The sequence below is a fragment of the Bacillus sp. AFS088145 genome, from assembly GCF_002564465.1.
Taxonomy (GTDB): Bacteria; Bacillota; Bacilli; order Bacillales; family Bacillaceae_G; genus Gottfriedia.
In genome coordinates, this window is record NZ_NUUX01000039.1 from 32,897 (window position 1) to 49,347 (window position 16,451).

The 16,451-nt window shown below is 31.5% G+C and carries 13 protein-coding genes; 4 read left to right on the forward strand and 9 right to left on the reverse strand.

Annotation, left to right across the window (positions count from 1 at the left end; genetic code table 11):
- Positions 1-185: 185 nt before the first annotated feature.
- Complete coding sequence (locus tag COI44_RS19605; RefSeq protein WP_098429439.1) at positions 186-1,094, forward strand: nuclease-related domain-containing protein; 909 nt, start codon at positions 186-188, stop codon at positions 1,092-1,094.
- 463 nt (positions 1,095-1,557) lie between these two features.
- Here the strand turns inward: COI44_RS19605 and COI44_RS19610 are convergent, their stop codons facing one another.
- The 7 genes from COI44_RS19610 to COI44_RS19635 form a co-directional block, all read right to left on the reverse strand.
- On the reverse strand, positions 1,558-5,721 hold the full coding sequence (locus COI44_RS19610; protein ID WP_098429440.1) for a S8 family serine peptidase: 4,164 nt from the start codon (positions 5,719-5,721) through the stop codon (positions 1,558-1,560).
- Between the two features lie 501 nt (positions 5,722-6,222).
- Positions 6,223-6,348, reverse strand: a complete 126-nt coding sequence (locus COI44_RS24725) for a hypothetical protein (RefSeq protein WP_286164002.1) — start codon at positions 6,346-6,348, stop codon at positions 6,223-6,225.
- Positions 6,349-6,445: 97 nt separating this feature from the next.
- Positions 6,446-6,769, reverse strand: a complete 324-nt coding sequence (locus COI44_RS19615) for a hypothetical protein (RefSeq protein WP_142329288.1) — start codon at positions 6,767-6,769, stop codon at positions 6,446-6,448.
- A gap of 17 nt (positions 6,770-6,786) precedes the next feature.
- The gene (locus COI44_RS19620) at positions 6,787-7,068 is read right to left on the reverse strand and encodes a hypothetical protein (protein WP_098429442.1); all 282 of its coding nucleotides are present in this window, start codon (positions 7,066-7,068) and stop codon (positions 6,787-6,789) included.
- A 58-nt stretch (positions 7,069-7,126) separates the two neighbouring features.
- Positions 7,127-7,663, reverse strand: coding sequence for a hypothetical protein (locus tag COI44_RS19625; protein WP_098429443.1), 537 nt, complete (start codon positions 7,661-7,663; stop codon positions 7,127-7,129).
- Between the two features lie 157 nt (positions 7,664-7,820).
- Entirely contained in the window at positions 7,821-8,147 is a 327-nt protein-coding gene (locus tag COI44_RS19630; RefSeq protein WP_098429444.1) for a hypothetical protein, read from the reverse strand.
- An 863-nt stretch (positions 8,148-9,010) separates the two neighbouring features.
- Entirely contained in the window at positions 9,011-10,480 is a 1,470-nt protein-coding gene (locus COI44_RS19635; RefSeq protein ID WP_098429445.1) for a long-chain-fatty-acid--CoA ligase, read from the reverse strand.
- A gap of 266 nt (positions 10,481-10,746) precedes the next feature.
- Between COI44_RS19635 and COI44_RS19640 the strand changes: the two genes are divergently transcribed.
- The 3 genes from COI44_RS19640 (at position 10,747) to COI44_RS19645 (ending at position 13,038) form a co-directional block, all read left to right on the forward strand.
- Positions 10,747-11,826: a site-2 protease family protein gene (locus COI44_RS19640; RefSeq protein ID WP_098429446.1), complete on the forward strand. Its 1,080-nt coding sequence runs from the start codon at positions 10,747-10,749 to the stop codon at positions 11,824-11,826.
- A 306-nt stretch (positions 11,827-12,132) separates the two neighbouring features.
- Entirely contained in the window at positions 12,133-12,309 is a 177-nt protein-coding gene (locus COI44_RS24300; RefSeq protein WP_179887194.1) for a hypothetical protein, read from the forward strand.
- Positions 12,310-12,552: 243 nt separating this feature from the next.
- The gene (locus COI44_RS19645; RefSeq protein WP_098429447.1) at positions 12,553-13,038 is read left to right on the forward strand and encodes a DinB family protein; all 486 of its coding nucleotides are present in this window, start codon (positions 12,553-12,555) and stop codon (positions 13,036-13,038) included.
- 562 nt (positions 13,039-13,600) lie between these two features.
- On the opposite strand, the gene COI44_RS19650 is transcribed toward COI44_RS19645, so the two are convergent.
- Together COI44_RS19650 and COI44_RS19655 are read right to left on the reverse strand one after the other, a co-directional pair.
- A complete protein-coding gene (locus COI44_RS19650) occupies positions 13,601-14,854 on the reverse strand; it encodes an NAD(P)/FAD-dependent oxidoreductase (protein ID WP_098429448.1) in 1,254 nt (417 codons plus the stop codon).
- A gap of 613 nt (positions 14,855-15,467) precedes the next feature.
- Entirely contained in the window at positions 15,468-16,298 is an 831-nt protein-coding gene (locus COI44_RS19655; RefSeq protein WP_098429449.1) for a hypothetical protein, read from the reverse strand.
- Between the last annotated feature and the right edge of the window lie 153 nt (positions 16,299-16,451).

Here is a 16,451-nt window from a genome sequence, read left to right on the forward strand (position 1 = left end):
AACTACACACTCTAAAATAAAGTGTTATTTCAATTGAAATTAAGTGAACTATATCATATAAATCTTAAAAAAGTGTAAAATTTGTGTGAAATAAGTCTAAACAACACACAATTCATAAAATAGTTAAAAAATCATCAATTAATTAGTTTAATTTGAATGTAAGATAGATTGAAAGGATGTGAAATATGAAAAATCAAAAAGAACGATTTGAATCAAAAGATTTAAGGATTTATCAAATATTAAATGTAAGGAGCAATCTATCTGATGAGGATTTAGCATACTTATCCTATCTAGAAAAAGGGTTCAAAGGTGAAATGAAATTTGATGAATGGACTTCAATACTATCAGATAACTGGCTTTTCCTTAACGATTTATTGTTCGAATGTAACAAATCCGAATTCCAAATTGATTCGATTGGTATAAACGGAGAAACTATCTATTTATTTGAAGTGAAAAATTTTGAAGGAGATTATTATATAGAAGGAGATCGATGGTATAAAACCCCAAAAAACGAAATAAAAAATCCTTACGAACAACTTAAAAGAACCGAATCCATGCTACGAAAATTACTTAATGAACACAAGATTTATTTCAAAATAAAACCTCATTTAGTTTTTGTAAACTCCGAATTTTTTTTATACAATGCCCCTATGAACCTACCCACTTTTTTCCCATCACAATTAAATCGTTTAATTAACGAATTGAACATGCAACATTTTAAATTAAATCTTAATCATTTCAAACTCACTAAAGCATTATTATCACTTCATAAAACAGAGTCAAAATACTCTCAATATCCAATGTATCAATATGACCAACTAGTTAAGGGGATCATTTGTGTTAACTGTAATGCGTATATAGCCGAGATTAAAAAGGGTAAACTGATCTGTCAAGCCTGTGAATATGTAGAAGATCTGCCCATTGGAATATTAAGGAGTGTTGAAGAACTTAAATTACTCTATCCAGATAGAAAAATTACAACTAATGCGGTATATGATTGGTGTGGAATTTATAAATCAAAAAAAGGAATTTGTAAAATCCTTCGAGAAAATTTCAAAATTAATGGTTATGGGAAATATAGTTATTTTATTTAGTTGCTTTAGTTTTGTACTCATTATTGTGAGTATATATTTTTTTGCTATTTTAGCTAGTTATGGATCCTTGATGATTAGGGCATTTTCATCTTTTTCCTTTTTTACTTCCTCTTGAACAACTCATGAGGTAGTATTTTTCATCTTTTTCCTTTTTTACTTCCTCTTGAACAACTCATGAGGAAGCATTTTTTATCTTTTCGCTTTTTTACTTCCTCATGATCAACTCATTAGGAAGCATTTTTCATCTTTTTCCTATTTTACTTCCTCATGAACAACTCATGAGGAAGTATATTTCATCTTTTCGCTATTTTACTTCCTCATGAACACCTCATGAGGAAGTATATTACATCTTTTCACAATTTTACTTCCTCATGAACGCATTTTTGTATTACCCTCAAAAATTGCTCTAACAAAAAAACACCACCAGCATAAAAGCTGGTGGCCATAATCTACAAAACACAATTTATCCTAATGGTTTAATGTAATCGTCAATCGTTTTCCCTTTATATTTTGTAACTGGTTTGATTTTTCCAGATACGTCAGGGTTTTGCATTAGATAGTTTCTCTTAACATAGTCAAGATCTTTGTAATCAACTATTCCGTCGAAATTGATATCTGCATTTCGATCATTTGTATTTAGTTTGCTAGTGATGTAGACTGCATCCATTATATCAACGACATTATCATTGTTAACATCTCCGGCTTTCATAATTGCGTAGTAGAAATATTTTAATTTTCCAGCATCCATTGTATCGTATGAATCTACCATTTCATTAACATTTACATGTCTTTCGAAATGTCCTGGTATTTTGATAACAATTTCGTAGGATTGATCTAGTAATGGTAGATTAGGTACTGAGAATCTAGCAGCACTGTTAATCGTTGCATCATAACGTTTTCCATCTTTGCCACCGATTACATACACTTCTGCTCCTACTTTTGAATAATCCCTCTTTGGATCTAACCAAATTAGATTACTTGGAATAAATCCATCTGGTAAGAATCCACCTTCAAGAATTGAATAAGAAGGAATAATATTAACTCCTTGGCCGAATTTGTTGTTAATCGTCATTTGTGGTTGTCCTAAAATATTCGCTTTAGCAGTTTGGAATCCTAATTGTTGAACCCATTTTGTATATGCGTTTGGTTTATCTTTAACTTTTAATGTAATCGTCGCAACTGGCATATTTGAATTAATTCCAGATAAAGGAGTAGGTCCATCTAAACTTGTCGTTAATTTAAGCCAGTTATTAGATGTATCAGTTTTTTGATCTTGTGCTGTTAAGTTAGCTGTTAAGCCCAGTGCCTTTGCTGCATTAACATATTCACTACTAATTTCTGTGCTTTGGTATTCAAATACATCTTTAGGATAAGTAAGTGTAAACTCACCACCCATTAGGTTTTTAATATTGTGTTCACTTAAAGTTACTTTAACAGTATCACCGTATTTTGCGTCAAATTTATCAGTTGTTAATTTGATGTAAGGTTGTCCTTTTTTAACTAATGTGTATGTTTGACTTGGGTGATTTTGTATACCGTTCGTTGCAATGTCTTGGCCTAATAAAGTCATTGTTGAGAAATTTTTCTCTGCTTGGATTTTTCTTGTGTATTCAAAGTTTCCATTGCTGTCAACGACTAATGGTACATTACCAATAGGGTTTTGTGCGCCAGTTACTTTGACTGTATTTTTTGATTGGTCATTATTATCACCATTTTTGTTTATTAGATCAATACTTGAATCTGAGATATTACCAGTAATTTTTAGACCGGAATCATCAACTTCGTAAACTCCACCTGGTATATTCATTTTCATTGTTGGAAGTGTATTATCAATGACAACTTGCTGAGACTTTTTAAATACTTTTCCTTCTTCATTTGTACCAACAACTTCAATCTCGTATCGTCCTGGAGATGCAAGAGCTTTTGTAACATGAACTGGTTGGTCAGGTTTTCCAGTGAACGGGAAGTAAAGTCCGTTAAATCCACCATCTAAACCGAATGTCATGCCTTCATTAAATCCACCGTCAAATGAGTCAATGATTCCTAATTGCTCACCAGTATCCGCGTTCTTTAAAATGATATCAACTGTTTCCATGCGACTATTCAGAGAGAATGCAATTCCAGTAGATCCAGAGATTGCAAATGGTAAATCTCTTCTTGTATTAAAAGCTTTTGTTGTTAGTAAAACTTCTTTAATACCTTGCTCCATTTTATTTAAGCCAAATGGAATTTGATAGACTTCGTTGCTGTCTTCTTTATTCGTAAAAGTAATGTAACCTTCATAAATGCCTAATTCTGCGGTTTTTGGAACTGTTAGTATCGGTTTAAATTTGGACATTCCATGAACTTTAGCTCTAACTTCAGATGGTACTGCTAAAGAAATACCATTTTTTACTGCGTCCTGATCGTAACTACTAACATTATTAAATTGAACTTTTACGTCAAACACTTTATCTTTGTCAGAGTTGTTTGTCAGTTCAATTGTCTTTTTGTCTGTATAATCCTCATCCGTTGATACAATGCCACCGTAGCTTAGGTCGCCAGCTGTTTCAGGGATCATCATTTTATTACCATTTTCATCGAGCGTTGGTGCATCATCCTTCACACCAATTTGGATTGAAGAGTGTACAGCCTCATCTGCATCAATTCTACCCGATCCTTCTTCAAAAACACTATATGATCCGTTTAATGCGTCAGCAGAATTCATTAATGCTAATTTAACTTGCTCAGGAGTATAGTCAGGATGAGCTTGTAAAATTAAAGCAGCAGAACCTGTTACATGTGGTGCAGCCATCGAAGTACCATCAAATCGTGCATATGCATGTTCGTAGTCATCTTTATGAGTTACTCCATTGTAATAAGCTGGGATTGAAGAAAATACTGCTACTCCAGGCGCAGTAACCTCAGGTTTAATATCATAATATCTTCTTGCTGGTCCCTTTGAACTAAAGTCAGCCAATTTATCCCCTTCAGTATCAAAAGATCCAAAATCATTCATCGTTACGTTAACATTACCTTTAGATAACATATTGACAAGTTTTGTACCTTGATCATTCGGGATACTAAAAGTTGGAATAAAGTCAAAATTGTTTCCGAAATAATAAGGTATATAAGTTTCACCATTAATATTATTGAACATGATTACGGCCTTAGCACCATTTGCCTTTGCATTCTTAATTTTTACATTTAAAGTTAAATCGCCACGCTCCATCAGTACAATCTTGTCTTTAACATTTTTACCATTGTAATCTGAAACTTGACCTTTACCTACATAAACAATTGGAAGGTTAGATCCCTTTAAGGAATTGAGATTAGTATAATCTGAACCTAGCATTCTCATATTATCTAATTTAACAGTTTCAGTTGCTGAAGTTGCAACTGCATTGCTTGTTTGAACCGTAATTGGCGAACTGCTTGCGCCAACTGTAATACCAAGCGCTGATGAAGCAGGGCTACCAATTGTATACTGAGTAGGTCCAGCATTACCAGCAGCAAGAACACAAACTGTTCCAGCTAAAGTAGCATTATTGATCGCAACTGCCAATGGATCAAGCGGGTTAGCAACTGGTGCCCCTAAAGATAGGTTAATTACATCCATCTTATCTTCTACCGCTTTTTCAATTCCTGCAAGTATTGTATTCGATGATCCAGAACCATATGGGCCGAGTACTTTATAACCATAAAGTTCAACTTCAGGTGCTACACCTGTTATGGCAAAATCGGATTTATTTTTACCCGTTCCCGCAATAATACCTGATACATGTGTTCCATGTGCAGTATACCAAGGTTCACCTGAAGTTGGACTTATTTCAGGTTGCCCAGATTTTTTCCAGTCATCATAAGTTGACTCCATAGGATCTGAGTCGTTGTTTACAAAGTCATATCCGCCCTTATACACATCTTTTATATCAGGATGAGTATAATCGATACCTGTATCAATGACACCTACTTTAATCCCTTTACCAGTGATTCCTTCTTTGTGTAGCTTTTCAGCACCGATTTGTTCCATATTATTTAATTTAATCGAAGCGTTGTTTGTCGGCTCACCATTTTGTTCTACGAAAGGTTCGACAGTAATTTCTCGATCTTCATAAACTGCATCTACCGTATCTAATGTTAAAAGTTCTTTTACTTCATTAGCAGGTAGTGTCATTGCAACTCCATTAAAGATAGTCTTATATTCTCTTTTAAGATCAATCGATTTTAATTTTGCATTTCCATTTAATTGTTCTTTGAATTTTTTATGAGATTCCTCTACCTTATCTCTTGACTCCTGCATTGTAGCATTAAGACCGCTCTTTTGATTGATTTTAAAATCAATTTCAGATGGGGCTTGTTTAAACTGAACAATTACATTTAAAGGAGTATCTACATTTAAATCTACGTCAGGCGAGATCTTTACCCCTTCCGCATTATTATTTTCCTGCATGCTATGAATCATATCTCTATCTGCATTGGATATATTTTTGATATAACTATCAATATCCTTAATACTACCATTAGAGCCCGTAGAGTTTGTCACTGCGAATGTTTTGTGACCAGACATTAAACTTGCCGAAAATAAGCTAGAGGTGATTACTCCAGCAGTCATTACTTTGACAATTTTTTTGTTTTTATGCTTCATCATCTGCACTCCCCTTTTTTGTACTTTTCTGAAAAATCTTACAATTATTATTATAATCAGACAAATTCTTAAAGTGTATTGGGGGAATTTTAGATGAAATTATTCTTCATTTTTCTACAAAAATTACATTTATTCCCGATAAATTTTTTTATATTTCGCAATGATTTTCTTTAAACTTTACTAGATTTCAAAAGTAGAACATTAATTTTTTATACTAGTCTATTAAGTAAAATCAGAATAGTCTTTTAGTTCTTTAACTTAGTTTTAATAATTTTCATATTGGCTTTTTTATGAAAATAAAAAGGGAAAAAATTACAAAAAGATAGTTTTTGTTGTTTTTTGTAAGATTTTTTCAGCTAAAATTTGTGGGATTTGTAGGAATTCATTTCAAAATACAGGATTTTTTTATTAAAACATTACAAAAAAAGCTATACTCCTTTTTGAAGTATAGCTTCATAGATTTGCTTTAAGAAAATAGATTAATCTAGTTATATTCTCTTAAAATCAGTTTAATGTACTTATAATCTCAGTTAACGTTTTACCATTAGCATTTTGTTTAGGCGTTTTTTCAGCTTTTACTGTAGGATTTTCTTTTAAATAATTATTTACAATATAATTCATATCTTTCATATCTACAATTCCGTCAAAGTTGATATCTCCATTTCGATCGGATGTTTTCCAATGATCTTTTAAGTAAACAGCGTCATCAATATCGATTAGATTGTCTTTATTCTGGTCGTTTATTAATGATATTTGTTTTTATGTATTCAGTATGATTCTTATTATCCTTATCAACCCAACTTACTTTCAAATAGACTTCTTTTATGTTTGCTGCCGCTTCTTCAAATTTGATATCGGGCAAAAGATTAAAACTTCTACCAGTTGAAATTCCAGCTGGAGATTCAATTTTAGGAGATATCGTATATTGTTTAGCGGTTTCTTTGTCAGAAAACGAATCCTTAATTAAAACATTCGAAACCAACAAATCAGAAGTATGTAGATATTGATATGCATTTTGCATTAGGATACCAGAGATGATGATGTTCTTCATAAAAGATTTTGGTTCTGTTAAGTTGATATCGATTTCGATTTTGTTTGGTATTGATTGATAAGTAATTGCTCTTCAATTTTATAGTTGCTACTGCTTTCTAAAAATGTCGAAGAATTTTTCTTCTCTAAATCTTTTGTTTCTAATTGTAAATAGTTATTTTCTTCAACGTTTTGAGATACCGATTGATTTTGTGCGTTGTTTACTGTTGTTGCTTTTGTCTTAAGTGCTTCGTGATTTTCACAAGCTGTTAGAGATAAAAGTAAAAGAGATGAAGCAAAAAGCACGTTTGTTTTTTTCATATATTTATAGAACGAAATAGGAGGACATCCCCCTATTTCTCTCCTTATCCGTTTTTATTTATTTTTTAATAATATTCTGGACTACTATAATATTCGTAACCTTTGTACAGTTTGTCCATGCTCGATTATCTAGTTCGGTATTGTTACTATAGTTTGGTGAATTTACAATTTTGTGAGCTGAAAATCCATTTTCAGGAACATAGTCAATTGTTTTTGTACGAGTTGTATTATATTTTGTAGAACGCCATGAGTTAAACGCATGCTTATACGTTTCTTCTCGTTCAGCCTGGTATCTTGTTGACCAACTACCTGAAGCGGTATAGACTTGAGCGTTCTTTTGGAAATACCTAAAAGATTGGAATGTATGTACTGAAGCACCGGCTTCTTTATCGATGGCATCAAATGCAGCATTTACGCCATCTAGTACAAATCCACCGAATGTTTTTGCAAGTTTACCAGCAATATACATACCTGTATTCCATATTGTCATTGCTCTAGGGGCAGATTTTATTTCAACCGAATTGGTTGTACCACTTACAGGATAACAATAAGTTGTAACTCGTGTTGTACCTGGGTCAATTGGAGATTGTTTCAACAAAAATAATTATAAAAATCTAATTTCTCTGAAAAATATTATTAGTTAATGAATAAACCTCGTTTTTTTCTATTCAATTTGCTNNGAAAAAATCCTTTTTTCTATGGATTTTTTACTATCTTTTTTTATTTCACAACAAGAACATACTATTTTATTATCATTTTTCTAAATATCTTTCATACACAAAATATGAATAGAATCGGTATAGAATATTAATACCAGACATGATTGTAATAATAAACATCATGTCATTTTTAACGAATAGTGAAACAAAAAATATAATAATAGCTAAAAATGTTAAAAAATTACCTGAAAATCCATTGATTGGTTGATTATTTACGAAAAGTGTCATTGCTCCTTTAATATCCCTTGCATAACAGTCTTCATGATATGGTACTACCTTGAAAAACGATGTGGCGGTTACTAAGTCACCTCGAATGCGTATTTCTTTTAAACATCTGTCGCAATGAATTTCTTTTGACAAAACTTATCCTCCTTACTCAAATTCAACAAATATTAATTAAGTAATTCGATTATTTGTTACTGTTTCCTTTAACCCAATTTTAATAATTCGCTAGATTTACATTTGTTATGTTTAACATTCAAATCATTTAGTTGATAAAAGAAATAGTAATTATGTTTATAAATGATAAAAATAAAATAGGAGAAGGAATAATAAATATCCCAATTTTTCACTTTAGAAAATGGAACATTTTGTTTGTCGATTTATGATAGTTACCATAAAACAAATAGTTGATTAACTATATAACTTTAAAATACTCTTTACTACTGCTTTTGCACTTGATAATGATAACTCAGAAAGTTGACCTCCCCTTCACACCAATCACCAGAAAACCAAACATTTTCAATGTTATTCTTTGCTTTATCAAAGTACACCTCTTCTGTTAAGTCTTCTTACATCACTACTAAACTATTCTAATAACTTCTTTTTTTGTAGGATTAACAGTCATAATCTCTTCTGCTATTGAAGTAGAGGATTCTTTATCCTTGCTTAGAGTTTGATCATTATTACTACTACATGCAATTAAGAAGAAAGCGATAACATAATAAAAAATAGTGATTTTATTTTCTTCTTCATTTTTACGCCCCCTTATTTATAAAGATAATTGATTCCATTGAAATCATCTTTTCTAGAATATTGGACAGAAAAATTTTTTCTACTAATTCTTACCAAAAATTAGTATTATTTAGTTTGTATTAATGTGTCAAATATACGAAATTTAGATTATATCAATTTCTTAATTTCGTAGGACTATTTACTAGTTTTGTACAGGAGAATGCCCTAGATTGTAAAAAAAAGACCAGTCAAATGATTGGTCTCCAAAATTACTTAAGTTTTCTTTTTAAAACTTTCCCAGTACTATTTTTAGGCAGTTCTTCTACAAAATAAATTTCCTTAGGAACTTTATAATAAACAAGTGCTTTTTTACAAAAATCAATGATCTCACTTTCTGAAAGTGAATCATTTGCTACGACTAAATAAGCACATACACTTTCACCTATTAATTGATTAGGTTTTCCGACTACTGCTGCTTCAATAATAGTAGGATGTTGATAAAGTCTCTCTTCTATTTCTCTAGGATAAACATTATATCCGTTCGTTATAATAACATCTTTTTTTCGATCTAATAAAAATAAATATCCATCTTCATCTTTTTTTCCGAGATCACCAGTTTTAAACCAACCGTTAAAAAATGCTTTATCGGTTTCTTCTATATTATTTAAATAACCACTCATCACATTCGGTCCAATCGCAACAACTTCTCCTACTTCACCAGTTGGAACTTCTTCGCCATTTTCATTTACTATTCTTGTCTTAACACTAGGTAGATCAAGACCAACTGATCCTGGTTTACAAATTCCACGATATGGATTGAAAGTAAGAACTGGAGCTGTTTCAGATAGTCCATAGCCTTCTACAATTAAAACATTGTATTTTTCTTGAATTGACTGTAATAATTCGATTGGTATAGATGCCCCGCCTGAAATACATGCTCTCAAACTACTAAAATCGTTTGCTGTCGCACTATTTAATTGATATAAATAATTATAAATCGTCGGTACTGCCGCAATTAAAGTAGCTTTTTCTTTTTTTATTACCTCAACTAATTCAGTTGGGTTAAATTTAGGAATGATGATTGTTGTTGCTCCATTTAACAAAATCATATTTACACATAACGTTAAGCAAAATGAATGAAACATTGGAAGGACGGCGATCATTTGATCATTTTCACTTAATTCGATTAACTTGGAAAAATCATTTGCATTTTCAATTAAATTAAAATGAGACAACATTGCACCTTTAGGGTTACCTGTTGTTCCTGATGTATATAAAATAACAGCCGTATCATCTTGAAGAGTTTCAATTTCTTCTAATTGATTTTTTATTTTTACGGTCGGTTGTATTTCATCAATTAAAATAATATTTAATAATGTAGGACACTGATTTTTAACACTTTTAAGTTTTTTCTCCTGTTCACTAGTTGAAATAACAAGTTTTGTAGAAGAGTCTTTTAAAATATAACTGAGTTCACTTTCCGTAAAAGCTGGATTTAATGGAATGACAATTGCACCTAGTCTTAATATTGCTAAATAGGTTTGTACAAACTCAGGAGAATTTCCTAATAAAATCGCTATTTTATCTCCCTTTTCAATCTTATTTTCAACTAATAGTTGTGCTATGTTTTCACACGATGATATGAGTTCATCATAATTCATTTTGCTTCCATCGTATCGATAAGCTATATTTTTACCTTTATGATCTGCTACTTCTTTAATCATCCCAAATATATTCATTACTTTATCAATCCTTAGTTAATTTCATTGTTAGTATTTCATATAATAAAATATTCTAGAAAAATGCAAAAGTTAGATAGATAACTTTCTAACATTTATTTAAACTCATCTATTTTGTTATTTTCATCTTAAACTTTTTCTTTTTATCACAGTAAAAGGACAGACTTTAGTCCCTATTTCTTCATAATTCTATCAAACAAATAATCTTTAATGATATAATTTTTATACTACATAATCATATCATAATTAGCGAGAAGGTGAAATGAATGGCACAACCAATGATCAATAATAAAACGAAAAAATCGTTAACAAGAATTGGTGTTGTAATCGCACTAATAGGTACTAAATTAAAGCTAATTTTACCGCTTTTAAAAGCTGCAAAGTTTTTATCTTTTTTAAGTATGATCTTGTATTTATTTGTTTACGGATTTACTTTTGGATGGTATTTTGCTTTCGCACTTGTTTACTTATTAATTTGTCATGAAGGCGGGCATTTAATTGCTGCCAAACAAAAGGGCCTACCAACTTCACCAGCATTTTTTATTCCTTTTGTTGGAGCGGTTATTTCACTTAAAGAAATGCCAAAAGATGCTGTAACTGAATCTTATGTAGCGTTTGGCGGTCCGTTTTTAGGCTTAATTTCAGTTCTACCAGCAATTCCTCTCTATCACTACACACATAATGAATTTTTCGGATTAGTAATTGCTTTAGGCTGTATACTTAATTTGTTTAATTTAATTCCGATTTCTCCTCTAGATGGAGGGAGAATTTTAAGTGTATTACCTCCAATTTTTTGGTTTATCGGTATTATGATGATGCTAGTGTATTTATTTTATCAACCTAATTTTATCGCATTTTATATTATTATTTTAGGTATTACTACATTCATTAAAAGAATTCGAGAAGCTTACCAGTTAAAGGTAATTAAGGAAAAAATAAAACTATACGAACATACTATTAAACAATTTCAATTCGGGATTTTTAATGTCTATTCTGATCGTACGATTGTAAAACGTTTCTTTTTCCCATTTTTTGAGGATAATAAGAAATTAGAATTAGAAATTCATAAGGAACGTCTTGAAATAAACTATTTAATCCGTTCCGTTCGAGCACGATTACATGAACCAGACTTAGACTGGAGAACTTATATTGATGAAAAGATTCAAGAAATTAAGCATAAAAGGATTACACCTTTACTGAAACAACAAGAAACATTAGAAACTTACTATGTTTCTAGTAATCGTAAAAAATGGCAAATTTTTATTGCCTATATCATTTTAGCAAGTAGTTTAGCTTTACTTGGATTTTGGAGTTTTGGTTTAATTGAACATGTTTTAGGTAAATAAGAGAAAAAGAACCTATTTTGAAAATAATTCTTTCAAGATAGGTTCTTTTATTTTAATTATAAATGATTTCTTTATATTCGTGACTGTTTTGCATTTCCCTCAGGGGATTTGAAGTATAGTTCAGGGCAAATAATATACTGTTGTTAGAGCTAAATGGAAGTTTAGTTAAATAAGGAAGAGGAATTTTGTGGTAAAAAATGGAATATTTTAAAGATAGAACAAAACGAGCTTTTTATTATACATACATTTTATGTAAATTTGAGTTTTGTCTAAATTACAATTAATAATAGCAGGAGGAATACGACATTGTTTGGATATGTAATTTTAGGATTTGTTATTATTATGATTGCATTTGGTTTTTTCATGGAAAAGAAGTTTGGAACTGGAGCTCCAAATAAAAGTGATAATCAACCATTTAATGAAGAAATTGGAAGAGATTCAACTAGCCCTAATAATTCGAATAATATTAATGGACCAAATTAGAAGTTCTTCGCTAAAAAGGAGGATTTATAGGTTATTATGAGGTTGGCCATGATTTCGAGTCCATTTAGCAAAAACTTTTAATACCTTTAGGACAAATGGCAACCTGCAATATCAAACAACCTCCTTCGACTTGCTCAAGATGCATGCTTTAGTTAAACAAGGAATTTAACCGTTGCTTGTTGAACTACTCATAGTTAACAAATTTTGGTAATTTCTATACTTTAGTTTTAGGAGGGGTTATAATTGCAAATGTTTTTTAGATATAATTGGTCGGTAAGAGAAGAATGGTATAGGTGGTGTGAAGAGTTAAGTGAAGAAGAATTATTGTTGAACCGAACTGGTGGAATGGGAAGTATTTTACATACACTTTTTCATATAGTTGATGTACAGTGGAGCTGGATTCGTGTCTTACAAGGCAAATCTGATTTTCAGGAGAATTTCAATGCTTATAAAAGCTTAGATAAAGTTCGAGAATTGGACGCTAAATTTCATATTGAAGTGAAAAATTTTGTAGACAGCTGGGATCATGAAATGGAAAACCGTTTATTTTACGATACCTTACCAGACGGAAGAAATGTGACGGATACTTGGGGTGAAATCATTAGACATACCATTGCTCACGAAATTCACCATATAGGACAATTATCAATTTGGGCAAGGGAAATCGGGAAACAACCTGTTTCTGCAAATCTAATTGGACGAGGTCTTGCTACTCATTCGAATAAATAATTAACAATGAATATAGTTTAATCGGATTCTATTTTATGTATAGGTTCTAGCTACCAGAGTAGTAGCTTTTTTTCTAACTTAGGATACTTAATTGGGATTAAATAGAACTTTTTTAACTAACTCATTGCAATAGTTGAATAACACTCAGGAGCAGATGGAATTTGATCGGCTCCTATTTTATTTTTAGGTAATGTAAAATTAGAATGATTAGTAAATGAACAAAACAAGGGTCTATCTTCACCAGTTAAATTAGTGCCTTATATATCGGGTTCTTCATACTTCCATGAATATTAGCGGTTTAAATGACACTTGACTATGCGTTGTTGAACTAAACCAACTAATGGTTTAGTTACATAAGTTTCGGAAGCCGCTTATAAACCATTAAAACTGTTAAAAAGTTGAAGTTGGGAGAAATTTATGAAGAAAATAAAAAAGTATTTATTATTCTAATTGTAGGAGTTATAGGCTTTTCAATTTATTACAAGGATCAAGGAAACCCTCAAATGGGGTTTCCTCTATTTTTATGCAATGATCAACATTAAAGTTTAACAGAGCCTATTTGTTAAATAGAATCATTGGAAGAAATAGAAAATCCATTGTTTAGCAAAGGTCGCTCTTGCAAGTATAGAGCTAAATCTGGACAGTTCCCTTCAACAATTTCCTTTGCAATAAGCTTCGACAGCAGCTGGCTGTAAACCGTCCCGTTATCACCAAAGGCAAATAGGAAATAACTATTTGGAAATGCTTCATATTTTCCGATAATCGGAATGCCATCGAATGTGCCTCCATAAAATGCAGCTAAGTAATATTCTGGCTGCACTTGAATAGTTGGAAACATTTTATTAAACTCTTCAATCAGTTTCTTCTTTTTGTGAATTAGTTTACTATCACGATCTTCAGGGTACGAAGTATTATCATCAAGTCCGCCTATGATAATCCGGTTATCCCTAGTTGTACGCATAAATAAATAGGGACGAGCGGTTTCCCAAATGAGTGTTCTGTTATACCATTCTGAAAGATCGTTGACTGGTTGGGTAGTTACAGTATATGTACTTACAAAGGAAGCTTTTTTCTCCTTTTTAATCTCAATTCCTTCATAACCTGCTGCATAAATAATAAAGCGTGCTTTGATAGAATGACCATTCTTTGTAGAAACAATCATCTTATCTTGTTCTTTATCATAATGGCGACCGTTCATTTCCGTATTTTCAAATATATGGATTCCTTTGCTTGCGGCGTAATCCAAAAGTGCATGGGTGTATTTAAATGGATTGATTTCTGCATCATTGTAAGAATAAATAGCGGCATCCCTGCTAAAAGGATATTTTGCTTCAATATCTTCCTTAGTTAAAAAAGTAAGTTCACAATTATGCTGTTTTAAGAATTCATATTCCTTTTTAAGACTTTCGACGTCGTCTTCACAGCTTGCGGAATAGAGAGTATCTCTTCTGTTGAATTCACAATTTATGCTGACTTTCTTTGAGGCTGCTTCAATTTCATTTATAGCATCCTTCAGTAGTTGTAAATGCCTTTCGATGTAACCCTCTCCAAAGGTGTTGATCATATCTGTAAACATTTTTTCACCGGAATATTGAAGGAGGGCCGTATTCGTACTAGTACTGCCGCTGCCAATGGTTGATTTTTCAATTACAGCCACATCCAAATTAGTATCGGAAAGATAATATGCACATTGTGCTCCTGAGCTCCCACCCCCAATGATTAATACATCACAAGCTAGATCTGCTTCCAATGCTGGATATGATGGAGCATCGGGAAAAGTAGTAGGCCAATAATAGGTTCCAGATTGTAAATTCATCTATATCCTCCAGTTATTAAAAAGTATAATGTTACTATTTCCAACCTCATTTTGTGTATGCAAAAAATTCTACTCAGATTGAACACTGTGTAATATTAACTAAATGTGAAAGAATGAACGTAACTAGAGTGAAATTCAAAATAGAAACGGCAAGAGCAAATCGCTATACTAAAGTATAAAAAACCTCATTTTGTTGCCTAACGTTGAACCGTACCATAAATAGAGGCCAAAAAAAGTTGGAGATAAGGCGGATATAGAAATACAAGATTATTTTATTTGATTTAGATGGCACACTTTCAGATTCAAAAAGTAGGTATTACTAAATCGGTTCAATTTAAATTTCTCCTTCCCAATATTAACCTTATTAATTTTATTATAAGAATTTTGGGAAAACTCTAATTTCTTATACAACAATACTGCCATTTACTTAAATAAAAAAAGCCGCATATTTGCAGCTAGTGTTTATCAAGTAATGCACTGCGTTAGTTGGGCTTAACTTCCAAAAAATACAATAACGACTATAATAATATAAGTCCAATTTATTAATCGCATATATTTTCTTTTCCTTTTTTCCTCTAATACATCTTCTGATAAGTATTGGTTTCTAATTAAACTAAAGCATTGCATTAGTTAAAAAGAATAAATTTAAATCAAATGCATATCCCGCATCTTTAACTCTCCATTTTCCTTTTTTACTATTTCTAACCAGCGTCCAACCAAAATTATCCTTCATTTTATTTGCCTCCCAACCACCTACAACTGTAGGAGCAGTTTTAATGGTAGAAAAGACAACAATGGCATTTTCATCTTCCATATAAGCTTGAATTGTATCTGCTTCTATCGCTTGAAACTCTGAATAGTGTAGTTCTGTAATTGTGCATCCTTTGTTAGTATCAACCTTATTGAATTCTTTCTTGACGTTTTCAAACGCAGTGATTATATCGTCCTTCGTGAACTTTTTAGATAAACCTATTCTTACTTTTACATGATCAGCATCAGTATAATTATCTTCCGCTTGTTCAACTCTCCATTTTCCCTTTTCATTATTTCTTATTAAAGTCCAAGTATATCTAGTCTGAGTTGAATTGGGCTTCCAACTTCCATCACCACCGGAAGAATCGACTTTAAAGTTTGAAAGCAAAACAATTACATTTTTATCGCCTACAACTGTTTCATAGCCTCCACCATTATTCATATAATCTTTGGTGATAGCAAGAGAATCTTTTTCTGAGTACCATAGATCTGTCAATGTGCACCCTTTATAACCTTTGAATTTTTCCTTTACAGTTCTTACTGCTGCCTTTATTTCGTCCTTCGTGAACTGATTTAATTGTCCTATTTTTACCTTTACAGTTTCAGCATCAGTTTGGTGCTTATATAATAGAATTGAAGATACAACAACTATTACTATAAAAAGAGAGAAATATTGTTTCTTATTTTTCATACTATGTACTACTATTTATATTTTTGTTTCAAATTTCCAGTTACTCCCACAAAGTTGATTATACAGTAAAGAACTACTACTGTAATTTGGGGTAATTTCGCTTTTTTTGACACAAAAATATTCTTATGGAGCTAAACTGCTACATAGTTGTAT

Bases quoted from the DNA above. Each gene is read 5' to 3' on its own strand.
- COI44_RS19605 (WP_098429439.1), top strand. From the start codon at position 186: ATGAAAAATCAAAAAGAACGATTTGAATCAAAAGATTTAAGGATTTAT.
- COI44_RS19610 (WP_098429440.1), bottom strand. From the start codon at position 5,721: ATGATGAAGCATAAAAACAAAAAAATTGTCAAAGTAATGACTGCTGGA.
- COI44_RS24725 (WP_286164002.1), bottom strand. From the start codon at position 6,348: ATGAAAGATATGAATTATATTGTAAATAATTATTTAAAAGAAAATCCT.
- COI44_RS19615 (WP_142329288.1), bottom strand. From the start codon at position 6,769: ATGAAGAACATCATCATCTCTGGTATCCTAATGCAAAATGCATATCAA.
- COI44_RS19620 (WP_098429442.1), bottom strand. From the start codon at position 7,068: ATGAAAAAAACAAACGTGCTTTTTGCTTCATCTCTTTTACTTTTATCT.
- COI44_RS19635 (WP_098429445.1), bottom strand. From the start codon at position 10,480: ATGAATATATTTGGGATGATTAAAGAAGTAGCAGATCATAAAGGTAAA.
- COI44_RS19640 (WP_098429446.1), top strand. From the start codon at position 10,747: ATGGCACAACCAATGATCAATAATAAAACGAAAAAATCGTTAACAAGA.
- COI44_RS19650 (WP_098429448.1), bottom strand. From the start codon at position 14,854: ATGAATTTACAATCTGGAACCTATTATTGGCCTACTACTTTTCCCGAT.
- COI44_RS19655 (WP_098429449.1), bottom strand. From the start codon at position 16,298: ATGAAAAATAAGAAACAATATTTCTCTCTTTTTATAGTAATAGTTGTT.